The organism is Martelella alba, assembly GCF_006516955.1.
GTDB classification, from domain to species: Bacteria; Pseudomonadota; Alphaproteobacteria; order Rhizobiales; family Rhizobiaceae; genus Martelella; species Martelella alba.
The window spans coordinates 20,545-34,228 of sequence record NZ_VHLG01000023.1 but is presented as its reverse complement, the minus strand read 5'-3'; the positions used below and the strand labels follow the sequence as shown (position 1 = coordinate 34,228).

Below are 13,684 nucleotides of genomic sequence, written 5' to 3'. Positions count from 1 at the left end.
GACTATGGCAGGACTACGCCGGCGAGATGAACGCCTGAAATCCGCAAAAAAGGGAACACAATCGGGCTGACCAAATTAAGTTGGCAATGCCGTTCGGATAGATCCACAACCCCGCTAGTATGAGCGCCCGTCGCCGATCAGTACGGCTGGCATCCGAGCTTGCCTGCATCCCGGTTCTGTCTGCAGATCCAGTCTGTCTGACATTTCAACTTCCGGCGCAGCGCCTGATCTCCTGATGCTCTCGATCATGGTCGGTTGCGTGTCGTGTATGGTTTTTCTTTAGTGGTATCCATACATTGTTGCATCTGCAGTTGTGCGAATCTTGCGTGACCAGCCCTTCAAGGGCTCGCTTTCCAGATATTTTGGTCAAGATTGATCGAAATTCGAGATTTTTGCGCAATCGCAATTTCTTCTTTGCAAATTAAACCATACGAATTTATATTAATGTATGGTTTTATGGCTTTCTGTATGAGGTTTTGTATGTGGATCCCGCATTTGGCAGAGGGTGCCAAAATGAAGTATCTTGGCATCGTCGAGGCACTGGAAGAAGATGTGCGTGCTGGTCGGGTGGCTGCGGGAGAGCGGTTGCCTGCTCAGCGCGCCGTTGCTGAGGCGCTGGATGTTGATCTGACGACCGTGACGCGCGCTTTCAATGAGGCGCGGCGGCGTGGGCTCATTTCAGCGCAGGCAGGGCGTGGCACTTATATTGCGGAATCGTCCGAAGAGACTGATGCCGAAGTGCGTCATTCGTTGCTTGACCTGAGTATGAATATTCCACCCCAGCCGGCGACAGTCGACTTTCGAAAGTTGCTCTCCGAAGGTGTCGCTGAAGTGCTCGGCGGGCAAAAGGGGCTCCTTCATCTCCACTACCAGGAAAGCACAGGTGCCGGACAAGATCGCGTCGCAGCAACAAGCTGGTTGTCCAGAACGACGGGAGCGGTTTCTCCCGATCGCGTGATCGTGGCCGGGGGCGCGCAATCTGCGCTTTACGCAATTTGTGAGCTGCTGCTTGATCGCGGCGATGTCGTTGCGGCAGGGGCGATGACCTATCCGGGCTTCAAAGCCGTGGCGTTTCAGATGGGGCTCATTATAGAGCCATTGGCAATGGATGAGAACGGTATCGTTCCTGACGCATTTGCCCGAGCGTGTCACGAGCGCAGGCTAAAAGCGCTCTATGTTATTCCGACCATGGATAATCCGACGACAGCCAGCCTTTCCGGGGACCGTCGTCGGGAGTTGGCGATGATTGCCCGCAAATATGGCGTCGCACTCATCGAAGATGATCCTTATGCGCCATTAGCCGAGAACAGAACAGTTTCGTTGTGTGAACTCGAACCGGCACTGACCTGGCACATCGCAACGCTTTCAAAATGCTCCACGCCGGCTCTTCGCGTCGCCTATGTCGTGACGCCCGACCCGACGGCCGCACTGCGCCTGGCGGGCGTTCTTCGCGCGACGATGCTCATGGCGCCGCCATTAATGGTAGCTCTCGCGAGCCGCTGGATAGCCGACGGCAGGCTCGATGAAATCGCGAAGGCAATTCGCGCTGAAAGTGAAGCGCGTCAAGAGCTTGCCGCGTCGATTCTCGGAGACTTCAACTTTGTCGCCAATCCCTATGGTCACCATCTCTGGCTAAGGTTGCCGCCATTCTGGCGGGCCTTTGACTTTGCCGAACACGCCAATCGCGCAGGCGTTTCAATTGTACCTGCCGCAGCATTTTCGATAAGCGCGTCTCCCGTTGAAGCCGTGCGGATTTCTCTGGGCGTGGCGCCTGACCAGGGTGTGTTGGAAGACGGTTTGAACTTGCTTGCAGCGCTCATCAGGCAGCCCTCTCTCGGATCAAAGGCAGTCGTTTAGGAGCTGCTGCGAAAAGACAAATGAAGCACATGTCCAAGATTGTATTCACCCCGGTCAGATCCGTTTTGCTCGGGGGCGCTGGAATCCTCGGCGCTCCGGAAGCGCTTGCGTGTCGGCCGCGACGAATGAATTCCGCAATGTCTGAGGCGGTCAAGCTGGTCGCGAAGGGACCGGGTGCGAGCAAAGGTGATTGTTCAGAGCACGCTTGGCGTGCTCATCATCATCTGGCCTGGCAATGTTGTGTCTGAGACAGCACTTCTCATGATGAAAACAACCAATAGCAGTATGTAAAGAGTTAAGACGATGATTTGGATTCCCATAGGCCTCGGCCTGTTCAAGGTTGTCGTGCTGGGCACGACCATTTTCTTTGCAATCAAGTCGCATCGCGATGAAGAAAAGATGCAAAAAGAAAAGGGAAGAACCCGCAAGCAGTATGTTGCCGACGAACACACTCTGGAGGCCGCTGAGCCTGATCAGGACGTCGGTGGGTGAGACACCGCTGTGGTTGAAGAGCTCCGAGTTTTTCAAGCATTCTCAGGTTCTACTTCTGTCTCTGCATCGCACGCCAGATTATTACGCTGGTCCTGTTCTGATAGGCCCAGGTCGATTTGGCGCCTGACGAGTTTGATCCACCCGTTTCAGCCGAGGTGCGGTACATGGCACCGGCTTGCAGTCAGGGCGGCGGTTAGTGCGACGGCGGCGAAGAAGCAGAACAGCACCATGAAGGGCAGAGCGGAAAAGCCGCTGTCGGCCACGGCCTGAAGCGTATTTCGGTTTAGAAAATGCTCGATGCGAAAATATATGAGGCCACCGACGCCTGCGCCGAGGCTCGCGCCGATCGTGCGCGAGAGTTGGACGAAGGCTGTTGCCCGTCCGATCATGTGTGCGGGCGATCCGATCTGCAGAGCAACCTGTACCACGCCCAGAGTACTTCCCATGAACAGGCCGTTGATGCCGACCCAAAGGGCGGTTTCCCACGGCGACAGGTGGGCCAGGGTGAGAACGAAGCTGATCAGAATAGTGCCCACGACCGCCAATCCGAAGGCTGGAAAGACCATGGTTCGGCCACTGCGACGGACGAGCTGACCCGTGATGATGGAACCGATCCCGACAGAGCCAAGCGGAAGCATCATCATCACGCCGATCTCTTCAGGGGAAAGGCCGAAGTGTCGTCGAAACAGAACCGGCAAATAGCTGTTCAGACCGGTGAACAGGAACCCATAGAGGAAAACGATTACGCCGCATTTCCAGACGATCGGTCCGCTCAGGAGTGGCAACGGCAGGAGGGGGTCGGCAACCTTTCGCTCAACCACGATGAAGGCGATTGCGGCGAGGAGAAAGCAGCCTGCCCAAATCAGCGCGACCTGTTCCGGCGCCGATCGGGACAAAGCCTGCGTCAGCATCATCAGGCTCGAGACGGCAACCATGAGAAGCATGGCACCAAGCCAGTCAAACTGAAGCCTGAACCCTGTCTGCTGCTTGTGGACGGCCTTTCCGGGGATGAAAAACAGCAGGCCGGCCGCCGTGGCAGCTAGCGGGACCTGAAGCCAGAAGATTGACTGCCAGCCAAGACCACCGATCAGGAAGCCGCCAAGGGCAGGACCGAATGTGTTCGCTGTGAAGGCAACGGCGACAAGGTAACCCTGATAAGCAGCCCGTTCACGCGGTGGAATGGTCTGACTCAGGAAGGCCTGTGGCAACGAAATCAGACCACCGCCACCGATACCCTGAATGAAGCGTGCCAGTGTCAATATCTGGAAGCTCTGCGCCTGCGTTGCGATCAGGCTGCCGACTGCAAAAATGACGATGGCGATGACGAGAACACGCAATGGGCCGAAGTGGTCGCCAAGCCGGCCATAGACAGGCGTGGCAACGGCGGCGGCGATAAAGAACGCTGCCAGTATCCATGCCAGGGACGTCTCGCTGCCCATCTGCTTGGCAATTGTTGCTGCGGATGTTGACATGACGGATTGCTCGAGCCCGGAAAGAAAGGTCGGAAGTGCCGCGAGCGAGATAGCCAGAATGGGTCGCATGAAGAAAATGCTCGTTTGATGATGGGCAATCGGCCGAACGGCCTTGTGTGTGTCAGGCTAGATGGCTAAAGGCGTGTCGGGATATGCCCAATGGAGATACCCAAGTAATGGCACTCGACAGTACGCAGCTGCGCTATTTTCTCGAAGTCGGTACCCTTGGCAGCATCAAGGCGGCTTCAGAAACGCTTCACATTACGCAATCAGCTCTGAGCCGGCGGATGATGAAGCTCGAGACGGATATCGGAAAGCCGCTGTTTATCCGCTCCCATACAGGCGTGGAATTGACAGAGGTTGGCCGTGAATTGATGACGCGCGCCATCGAACTGACGTCGTTGCTCGCCAAGATCAGCCAGATCGGTGACGCGGAATATCGTAAGGAAGATATCCGCACACTGCATCTTGGTATGGTCTCTAGCGCCAGTTCACTGCTGTTGGAAAAAGTGGTTCTGCGTTTTGCCCAGGTCCACCCTGATGTTTTCCTGCGTGTCGAAGGTCTGACAGATCAACGGCTCAGCGCTGCGGGGCTTAAGATAAAGGTTGGTCGGGGTGAAAAAGCTGATCCGGCCATCGAGCGTCTGCCATTGTGGAAGGAGGCATTGCTGATCGTGGCCCCGAAGGGGGCGACGCTCAATGATATCCGAGACATGACCTATGTCGAAGCGGCGAAATCGCCGGATGTTCGCCTTGTAGAGGCGCGGATTCTGACCGAACTGGCGCTGGAGCCGAAACGGCGGATCGAAGTCTGGCCTGCTTCGGAAGCCATCAGGGTTGTTGAGCAGAATGCTTTCACCATCCTGCCTTATTCTCTTCTTGCGGCACATAACCGGCTCGATGACTTCCGCCTAATACCGTCGCGTTACGAACGGCTGACATTGGATCTTTCACTTTTGCGATCGTCTTCCCGGCAACCGGAATATCTGGCCCTCAAGGCTGTGATCCAAGATGTGGCGAGGGAACTCCTCAGTCAGGACAGAAGTGGTTTTCTTGGTCCTCCATGAGTGTAGTCTGTGCCGTTGCGATGAATCCCTGAGCACCGCACAGATTTTTTTGCACAACAGATCACGTTGAAGACTGAATAATAGGCATGTGATCGGCGTGATCAATATTTCAGCACGGTATGCCCACACAGCATATCTATGCGTCCGCGTACCGTATCACAATGCAGACAGATCAGCCTTGTCGGGCGGGAAAAACCGGAGTCGCATTTTGTTGTCATTGACCAGAATATTGAAACGCCTGGGCTTCTCGGGGATCGGTTTTTGCCTTTTGCTGCTTGCCTTTGTCTATTGGCCGTTCTTCACGCTTATTGCAGGCGCATTCAAGTCGACGCCTTTCGGCAATGGTACGTTTACGCTTTCTGGCTTTACCCATGTCTTTAGCAGCCTGGCGACCTATCGGGCCTTTGGCGTTTCGGTCGCCTATTCCGGGCTGGTGCTTGTCATCTCGATCGTGATTGCGCTCGGCTTTGCATTTGCAACTGCACGATCCGGCGCCCGCTTGGCCAGGCTGCTCATTCCTGCGATGGTGTTGATTGCTGCTATCCCCCGTCTTTTCTTTGCGGTCAGCTGGGGCATGATCGGCGCACCGCGGAGCGGCTTGATTGCCAATATGTTTCGCTGGGCAGGGCAGGATATGCCTGACTGGCTTACCGTTTACAGCTTTTCCGGCCTGGTTTTCGTCACCACGCTGAAGGTCACGGCTGTCGCCTACCTGCTGCTGCTGGGGCCAGTCCTGCAGGTCGACAGAAGTCTTGAGGACGCTGCTGTCATGTCAGGTTCGAGCCGACGAAGCGCCATTTTTCAGATTTCGCTTCCGCTTCTGACCCCGGCTCTGATCGCGATTGGCATGCTGATGTTCGTCGAGGGGATCCAGGTCTATGATTTCCCGGCTCTGCTGGCCTCTCCTGCGGGGATCGAAACCCTGTCGACCTCGGTCGAGGCTTATCTCAACAAGGAGGCGACCCCGCAATGGGCATCCGCTACGGCCCTGTCGCTGCTCGTGATCCTTCTCATCTCAGTGCTTCTTCTGGTTCAGTCGAAAATGGTGGCGGGCCGCGATTTCACCTCAATCGTTGGCAAATCGCGCCGGGCAACGGCGCCGGCCAGGGGGGCTTTTGATTGGCTGGTGTCGCTTGCGATCCTTGTGTTCCTTATCCTTGCGCTTGTCCTGCCGCTGGTACAGATGGTGATCGGCTCGCTGCAACCCTATTTCGGCATGTATGGTACCTATACACTGTCCAATTATGCCGCGATCTTTGCTGATCAGCGCCAGGTCACGATCCTGCTGGAGACGCTGGCGATTGCCTCGGTTGGCGGGCTTGTCGTCATCGCGCTGGCCTTTACGATGGCCTATGTCGAAAAGCGCAGCACGATCGGCTTCTTGAAAATCTTTCTCCGGATCGCGTCTTGGATTCCGGCAACGGCGCCAGGCATCGTGCTTTCGCTCGCTTTCGTCTGGACCTTCGTCACGATGCCGGGTCTGCGACTGCTTTACGGTTCAAATATCCTCATGGGCATTGCTCTTGTGGTCGCCCATCTTCCGCTCGCGATCCGCGCTTGTGAAGGCATTATTGCTCAGGTCAGCCCTGAACTGGAAGATGCGGCACGTATGAGTGCGGCGCGTCCGGCGACGGTTATGTTGTCCATTACGGCAAGGCTTTGTGCTCCTTCGCTCGCTGCCGCCTGGGTCTTGGTCAGTCTGGCTATTGCCGGAGCGCTTGACGTCCCGCTCCTGTTGCAGAGCACCAAGAGCCAGACTGTCGCAACCTATGCCTACTCGCTGTTCAACAACGGGGATGTTGCACTCGCTGCCGCTTTCTTCCTGACCTATCTGGCGCTCTTCATGATGACGGTCGGGGTCCTCTATCTGTTGATGCTCTGGTATCGCATGACCCGCAGCAGGAGGCGGATCCTCACCGTTCCCGCCAGCATTTCGCACTAATTCAGGCCTCACCACAGGAAAGACCAAGCATCATGAACCCGATTACAGAGGCCAATACAGACATCCCGAGCATTTGGATTTCTGCTCTGCGCAAGTCTTACGGCCAGACCGATATCCTGAAGGGGATCAATCTCAAGGTGCCGGCCGGAACGTATCTTTGCCTCCTAGGCCCCTCGGGCTGCGGCAAGACCACACTTCTGCGCTGCATTGCCGGGCTTGAACATCCCAGCGCCGGCAGGCTCGATGTGATGGGCCGCACCATGTATGATGAAAGTGTGGCGGTTCCGGTTCCTGCTGAAAAGCGCGGTTTGGGAATGGTGTTTCAGCATTATGCGCTCTGGCCGCATATGAGGGTGTTTGACAACATAGCCTTTCCTATGCGCCAGAAAAAGTTCCCGACCGCCGACATCGAAACGCGTGTTTCCGATCTCGCCGATCTCATTGGACTTCGTCCACTGCTTGATCGCTTTCCGGGGCAGCTTTCCGGTGGCCAGCAGCAGCGTGTGGCCCTCGCTCGGGCGCTCTGTTCTGAACCGTCGATCCTGCTTCTCGACGAACCGCTTTCCAATCTGGACAGTGGCCTTCGCAATCAGTTGCGCCGCGAGCTGCGCAACATTCATGATCGACTTGGCATGACAAGTGTGATGGTGACGCATGACCAGGACGAAGCCATGGCGCTGGCCGATATGGTCGCCGTCGTGCATCAGGGCGAAATCGTTCAATATGGGCCACCGGCAGAGGTTCTACTCAATCCGGCAACCCGCTATGTCGCCGGCTTTGTCGGCTATGACAACATGCTCGAAGGGATCGTTGTCGACCGGACAGAGACTGGATCTGTCACACTCGACGTCAAGGGAACGCGTGTTTCGGTTCAGACGTCGGGGCAGTTTGCTATTGGCGAGACCTGCGCCATAGGGCTCAAGTCGAAAGAACTGGTCGTGGCGAAAGAGGCCGGGATCAATCGGGTTCCCGCCAAAGTGGACCGCCTAACCCGGCTGGGCCCGTCGCTCGAAATCGAGATCACTGTCGCTGGTCAGTCGATGCTCGTTTCTCAAACAACAGATGGCACTGCCGCGCCCGCGGTCAATGACACGATCTTCCTAACGCTTCCACAATCCGCACCGCTTCTTCACTGAGCTGATGCTGTTCCACCAGAGAGGGCAATAACATGAAAAAACATGACACGATGAATCTCATTGGCGGTGTCGCAATCGCCATAACCGCCAGCTTTACTGCCGGATCGGCTTTCGCTCAAGACGATGATGCCATCCTGAGCTCTCTTTATGATGCGGTCAAGGCCGCAGGCGAGAGCGAGTTGGTTGTCTATAACCCCAACACCAATGCGAACGCGCCGATCTTTGATGCCTTTTCCAAGCGTTTCCCTGAGATCAAGATCACAGGCGTCGACCTATATGGACCCAAGCTGACCACCCGACTGGAGGCGGAAGCGGCATCGGGACAGGCGGCTGGTGATGTGGTCTATACGACCCCGAATGAAATGCCGGACTATGCTGAAAAGGGCTTTCTGGTCAGCTACACACCGGAGACGGCTGCAGGCATTGATGAGAAGTATGTCGGCGAAAACGATATGTGGTTTGACTGGACGCTGACGGTCAGCGGTCCGTTTTACAACAAGATCTACGTCAAGCCAGAGGATGCGCCGGTAAGCTGGACCGAGCTTGCCGACCCGAAATGGGACAAGCAAGTTTCAATCTCCAGCCTTCAGACGGTCTCTGGCACCGGGCAGGCACTGACGGCACTTACCCTTGCCGGCGTGCTTGATAAGGCCTGGTTCGAACGCCTGGCGGCCAATCATCCCATCGTTTCGCAGGCCAACGCTCAGGCCATTCAGGCGGTTGCTTCCGGCCAGGCAACAGTTGGTCTCGATGTTCCGTACCACTTCTTCAAGGCTGCGGCAAAGAAGGGCGCACCGTTTGAATTTGTCTTTCCGAAGGAAGGTGTGATCTCAATTCCGCTGAATGAAGCGCTTCTGACCGATGCGCCGCATCCTGCGGCCGCGAAGCTGTTCATCAACTGGCTGTTCAGTCCTGAGGCTCAGCAGGTTCTCGCGGATATGGGCATGCAAAGCACGATGCCGGGCGCCGTGCTCGTTTCTGGCGCTCCTGAGGACCTGACCTTCAATGTCATGGATTGGCGCACGCTTGTCAGCGAATATCCGGCGCAGCTGGAGATGTACAAGGGCGTCTTCGCCAACTGAGTGCCCGTCCCCCTGACAGGACATACAGCGGAGCAGGGCGGGCAGTCTTCGTTGTCTGCCCCTCTTCACGAAAGTCATCCACACAATCAGATCCGATTGCATTTCCACGGCTTAGGCAGGCGCCTATCGTGATTCTCGGTCAGTACCCCAAGGAGACACCCATGAATGAGCGTATCGTCAAGGTCGCGGCAGTCCAGTCGGAGCCGGTCTGGTTCGATTTGGCCGCAACAACTGATAAGACAATTGCGCTGATGGAAGAGGCCGCTCGGAAGGGCGTCAAGCTCATTGCATTCCCTGAAATCTGGCTGCCGGGCTATCCGGTTTTCCTGTGGCTGGGAGATGAGGCGTGGCAGACAGAGTATCGCCGCAATTTCATCGAGAATTCTGCACGTCTCGGCGGTCCGGAACATGAAAAGATTGCCGCTGCAGCAGCTGAATACGGCATTGAGGTTGTTCTCGGGCTGAGCGAACGGGATGCGCAGGGCCGCATCTATATGGCTCAGTGGATCATAGATGAGAACGGCAAGACCGTCCTTGCGCGCCGCAAGCTGAAGCCTTCGGGTGCTGAGGGTACGTTCTTCGCGCCGGGCGATCCGGACACCAACCTGAAGGTTGTTGCCACCAATATCGGCACGCTTGGTGCACTTAACTGCTCGGAGCACAAACGGCCAATGCTTCGCCACATCATGTTCGGCCTCACGGAAGAAATCCATGTGGCGGCCTGGCCGGCGCTGGGCCTCATGCCACAGGTCATCACGATGGGGGCCAAGGTCAACATGAATGCGACCAGCGCCTATGCGGCCGAAGGCGGCATGTTTGTACTGGCGACGACCCAGGTTCTGGGCGCCGGTATCCAGAAGGAATTTTCCGATACACCGGAGCGGGCAGCCAAGATCACCCTTGGCGGCGGTGCGACCCATATTTTCGGACCGGATGGTCAGGATGTGGTGGAGCCGCTTGCGCATGATGAGGATGGTCTGCTGATCGCGGATATTGATTTCTCAAAAATCCGCCATCCTTTCGATCCCGATCCGCTGGCGCCCGCCGCCGCGCATTGATCACAGTCTGCGTCTGCGCGCCGCTCTGGACTATGGGCGCCAGAGCGGGCCGCTTTTCGCGTCCTCTCTTGAGGGAATAAAAGGCCTTCCGATGAAGAATGATCCGATGATCTCAACGGCACCACAGCAAGAAACGTTGGCTTCCGCTTATGACGAACGGCTGCTGCAGGCTGGTGCAACCGGGCTGGATTCGCAAGATCGTGCTGCGCTTTCAGCCGCACTCGGCTACATGGATGAAAAAATCCGCTTGATCCGCCGACGAGCCGCTGCGGACGGCGGCGACTTCGCTATGAACCCGGTCGCTGAATAGCGTCATAGGTGAGGGGCATGCCGTCATGACGATCCTTTCCGAGATAGACACGCTGGCGAAGGCAGCGACCGCGCTGGCCGAAGGTTCGGTTTCTGCCGTTGAATTGACCGAAGCCTGCCTGAAACGCTGTGAGGCCTCGGAGCCGAAGCTTTCCGCCTTCATCACCTTGATGCCGGATGCGGCATTGGAAATGGCCCACGCGGCAGATGCGCGCCGGAGCCGTCGGGAGACATGTACGCCGCTCACGGGCGTCCCACTCGCCTTCAAGGATATTATCGATGTTGCTGGCATGCGCGGCACGGGCCATTCTAGGCTATATGCCGATCGTATTGCCGCGCGTGATGCCACCGCTGTTGCCGGACTGCGCGAGCAGGGGGCGGTGTTTCTGGGCAAGGTGGCGACGAATGAATTTGCCATCGGTGCGCATGATGAGAAATCGCTCGCACCGAACGCCCGCAATCCCTGGAATGTAGCACATACGCCGGGTGGGTCGTCTTCAGGATCGGCGGTTGCTGTCGCCTCGCGCGAGGTTTTTGCTGCTCTTGGCACCGACACCGGGGGCAGTATCCGCGTGCCGGCAGCCTTCAACGGTATTGTCGGAATGATGCCGTCGCGCGACTTGGTCAGCCGACAGGGCGTGATGCCGCTTTCGGAAAGCATGGACACCGTCGGCCCCATGGCGCGGACGGTGGAGGATGTTGCCCTCCTGCTTGACGCAATCGTCTCGCCCGGGAAGGTTGCCGGTCGTTTCTTTGACGGTTTGTCATCCCTGCCGAAAAATGCCCGCTATCTGCGTCTGCGTGACTTTGACGAGCGTCTGTCTGGCGCACAGAAAGCGGCGGTCGATCAGGTCGAGCCCTTGTTGCAGATGATTGGCCTGCATCGCAGCGATGCCCGTTTTCCCATGCTGGAGGAACTGGATGCCATCGCAGCCGTGATCGCCACCTGCGAAAGCTGGTCCTATCATCGCGCTCGCCTTGCCACCCAGGCGGAGCTCTACGGCCAGGACGCACGGCTCAAATTGCACCTTGGCGCACTGGTTTCCGGTGATGACTACCTTCTGGCCAAGCGGCGTCAGGCCACCCTTGTCGCCGAGTTCCACAACTTGCTCGGTCCCGGTGACATTCTTTTTCTGCCGACGACGATTGGGGCTGCGCCAAGGCTTGTGGAACGCAATGGCAGGTCAAATTTCGGCCATTGGTCACATGTGGGGCCGAACGGCTTTGCCAATGTCCTGGGCGGGCCCGTCATAGCCTTGCCTTGCGGCATGGATAACGGCTTGCCTCTCTCTGTTCAGCTCGTCGGACGTCAGGGCAGCGATGCATTGCTTCTCGCAACGGCGCGTGCGCTTGAGGCCGCGATCAGAAGCGCAGGCCTCTGCCGTCCGCTTTCTGATTTCCAATGAAATGATGGCAGGCTTTTGGGTTGGGCGAGAGCGATGGCAATGCTCGCAGGGTCTGGCGGGGGGAGGACTATGGTGCGTTTAAAACGCCAAATACGAGGTCAACCTGCCTGCTGAGCAGTTCACCGGCGTCTACCATGTTGTCACGATCCAGTATGCCATTGTTGACCAGCCCTAGCCACAAGGGCGCAATGAGAAGATAGCAAAGTTCTTTCGCATTCGCGTCCTCCGGAATTTCTCTTGCCGCGGCCGCCTGAAGCAAAACTGCCTCGAAATGCGCGCGGAATGGTCGATAGACTTATTCGCGATAGAGGGGGGGCCAGATCCGGAAAGGCACGGCTTTCTGTCAGCACTAGTCTCGCGATGTCACCACGCCCCGAAGCCTCTGTCAGATACATGACTGGCAGCAAGGTGCTTTTGATATAGGCCTTCACGGTCTCGCCTTCCGCCTGCGGGATCTGCCGTGCCTCTCTCAGGATGCCGCTGACAACATTAGTGACGATGGCGAGGAACAGGTCCTCCTTGCGCGCGAAATAGCGGTAGAGCGTGCCTTTGGCGCCACTGCATTCCTGTGAGATATCTTCCATCGTCGTTGCGGCAAAACCATTTTGAGTGAACTGAGACAGGGCTGCGGCAATAATGCCCTGACGGGTCCGTTTTTCGCGGCTTGGTCCGCGGGTATTTGGTCCTTTGGGCATCCGTTCCTATCCAGTTCCGATGGCTCTTTTTCGCTTTCGACGGATTTCGCGCCGACCGTGTTTCCCTTTGTTCTGATAGCATTGATCGCCATGGTGGTGGGCGCTAGGCTTCTCGCTTTATCCTGGCCCAATCATCGCGCCCGTGGCTAAGCATTGGCGATGAAAGTGTCTAATACGGATGAGGTCAATACGGTCTACCCGCTGTTCATCCTGGCGTGCCTTTCCGTTGTGACGGCGTGGACGTCAGGATCAATGGTTATGGCGATCGGCGCGGATCTGGGGGGCAAGGCTCTACGGGCTGTCCGGTGCCAGCCTGGCGGGCATGGTGTCCGCCATTTTCCAGGTCTTTGCCGGTGTTGGTCAGGTGCTGTGTGGACGTCTGCGATCGCGCCACGCAGTTACCGGTGGACTTTGGGGTATGATCATCGTTCAGCCCCTGCTTGTCTTTACAACCGGCGAGACGCACGGCACTTTGCTGCTGGTGCTGATGGGCGTTAGCGGCCATGGTCTATGGAGCTGTATTTGTCGGTGCGCTCGGCTTGGCAAGCGCTGCCGCCGCAACACACAGGCGCGCAAAGCTAATCTCCAATTTTTACATTGTCGGCTATTTATCCAACGCCTTTCCCGCGATCGCCATGGGCTTCCTGATCGCCGCAACCAATTTCCAGACAGCATTCTATGTGTTTTCCGGCTTGTTGATCGCCCTAGCTGGCACAGGCCTTTTCGGTATCGCGAGAACACTCGCAATAAGGCTTCCCTGAGATCACTCGAACAGATGGCCCGCCGGCAGGCGGGCTATCTGTTCTGAGACCGACTGATCAGCTGAGAGGGAAGACCTTGCGACGTGCTGCCGGCAGCGTAACCATTGTCTCAAAATCGATGAAGGCTTCGCTGTCCGTGATCACGTCCGGAAAAGCCCAGCATTTCTCGGCCTGTTCCTGAGTTTCGAACGTATAGACAGAAATTGCATCATAGGCCGGCCCATCCTTTGCGACGTAACGGCCATCCGTTATTTCGACATCGACGGGAAAATGATCGTAGGAGATCAGGCCTTCATCCTTGATCAGCTCGACCATGCGCGGGCCGTGACGGTCTTTGTAATAGGCCAGAAACTCTTCCAGACTCATGCCGGGTTTGCGCTTCATGATGAATGCCACAGTGTACATTA

The 13,684-nt window shown here is 57.0% G+C and carries 13 protein-coding genes; 10 read left to right on the top strand and 3 right to left on the bottom strand.

Annotated elements, in window-relative coordinates; translation table 11 throughout:
- Positions 1 to 513: 513 nt before the first annotated feature.
- Together FJU08_RS21660 and FJU08_RS21655 are read left to right on the top strand one after the other, a co-directional pair.
- Entirely contained in the window at positions 514 to 1,857 is a 1,344-nt protein-coding gene (locus tag FJU08_RS21660) for an aminotransferase-like domain-containing protein (protein ID WP_210245294.1), read from the top strand.
- Between the two features lie 303 nt (positions 1,858 to 2,160).
- On the top strand, positions 2,161 to 2,349 hold the full coding sequence (locus FJU08_RS21655) for a hypothetical protein (protein WP_141151140.1): 189 nt from the start codon (positions 2,161 to 2,163) through the stop codon (positions 2,347 to 2,349).
- Positions 2,350 to 2,495: 146 nt separating this feature from the next.
- On the opposite strand, the gene FJU08_RS21650 is transcribed toward FJU08_RS21655, so the two are convergent.
- The gene (locus FJU08_RS21650; protein ID WP_141151139.1) at positions 2,496 to 3,890 is read right to left on the bottom strand and encodes an MFS transporter; all 1,395 of its coding nucleotides are present in this window, start codon (positions 3,888 to 3,890) and stop codon (positions 2,496 to 2,498) included.
- A 107-nt stretch (positions 3,891 to 3,997) separates the two neighbouring features.
- Between FJU08_RS21650 and FJU08_RS21645 the strand changes: the two genes are divergently transcribed.
- From FJU08_RS21645 to FJU08_RS21615, 7 genes are all read left to right on the top strand, one after another.
- Positions 3,998 to 4,888 carry a LysR family transcriptional regulator gene (locus FJU08_RS21645; protein ID WP_181409985.1) on the top strand — a complete coding sequence of 297 codons (891 nt, stop codon included), beginning with the start codon at positions 3,998 to 4,000 and terminating at the stop codon, positions 4,886 to 4,888.
- A gap of 211 nt (positions 4,889 to 5,099) precedes the next feature.
- Positions 5,100 to 6,830, top strand: a complete 1,731-nt coding sequence (locus FJU08_RS21640) for an ABC transporter permease (protein WP_141151137.1) — start codon at positions 5,100 to 5,102, stop codon at positions 6,828 to 6,830.
- A 32-nt stretch (positions 6,831 to 6,862) separates the two neighbouring features.
- Positions 6,863 to 7,966: an ABC transporter ATP-binding protein gene (locus FJU08_RS21635; RefSeq protein ID WP_141151136.1), complete on the top strand. Its 1,104-nt coding sequence runs from the start codon at positions 6,863 to 6,865 to the stop codon at positions 7,964 to 7,966.
- Between the two features lie 32 nt (positions 7,967 to 7,998).
- Positions 7,999 to 9,048, top strand: coding sequence for an ABC transporter substrate-binding protein (locus tag FJU08_RS21630; protein WP_141151135.1), 1,050 nt, complete (start codon positions 7,999 to 8,001; stop codon positions 9,046 to 9,048).
- 161 nt (positions 9,049 to 9,209) lie between these two features.
- The gene (locus tag FJU08_RS21625) at positions 9,210 to 10,106 is read left to right on the top strand and encodes a carbon-nitrogen hydrolase family protein (RefSeq protein WP_141151134.1); all 897 of its coding nucleotides are present in this window, start codon (positions 9,210 to 9,212) and stop codon (positions 10,104 to 10,106) included.
- Between the two features lie 91 nt (positions 10,107 to 10,197).
- Positions 10,198 to 10,416: a hypothetical protein gene (locus tag FJU08_RS21620; protein ID WP_141151133.1), complete on the top strand. Its 219-nt coding sequence runs from the start codon at positions 10,198 to 10,200 to the stop codon at positions 10,414 to 10,416.
- A 25-nt stretch (positions 10,417 to 10,441) separates the two neighbouring features.
- Positions 10,442 to 11,821, top strand: coding sequence for an amidase (locus tag FJU08_RS21615; RefSeq protein ID WP_141151132.1), 1,380 nt, complete (start codon positions 10,442 to 10,444; stop codon positions 11,819 to 11,821).
- Positions 11,822 to 11,961: 140 nt separating this feature from the next.
- Here FJU08_RS21615 and FJU08_RS21610 read toward each other — a convergent pair whose 3' ends face one another.
- The gene (locus tag FJU08_RS21610; RefSeq protein ID WP_141151131.1) at positions 11,962 to 12,516 is read right to left on the bottom strand and encodes a TetR/AcrR family transcriptional regulator; all 555 of its coding nucleotides are present in this window, start codon (positions 12,514 to 12,516) and stop codon (positions 11,962 to 11,964) included.
- Between the two features lie 503 nt (positions 12,517 to 13,019).
- Between FJU08_RS21610 and FJU08_RS21605 the strand changes: the two genes are divergently transcribed.
- The gene (locus FJU08_RS21605; RefSeq protein ID WP_141151130.1) at positions 13,020 to 13,277 is read left to right on the top strand and encodes a hypothetical protein; all 258 of its coding nucleotides are present in this window, start codon (positions 13,020 to 13,022) and stop codon (positions 13,275 to 13,277) included.
- Between the two features lie 57 nt (positions 13,278 to 13,334).
- On the opposite strand, the gene FJU08_RS21600 is transcribed toward FJU08_RS21605, so the two are convergent.
- Entirely contained in the window at positions 13,335 to 13,682 is a 348-nt protein-coding gene (locus FJU08_RS21600; protein ID WP_141151129.1) for an EthD domain-containing protein, read from the bottom strand.
- Between the last annotated feature and the right edge of the window lie 2 nt (positions 13,683 to 13,684).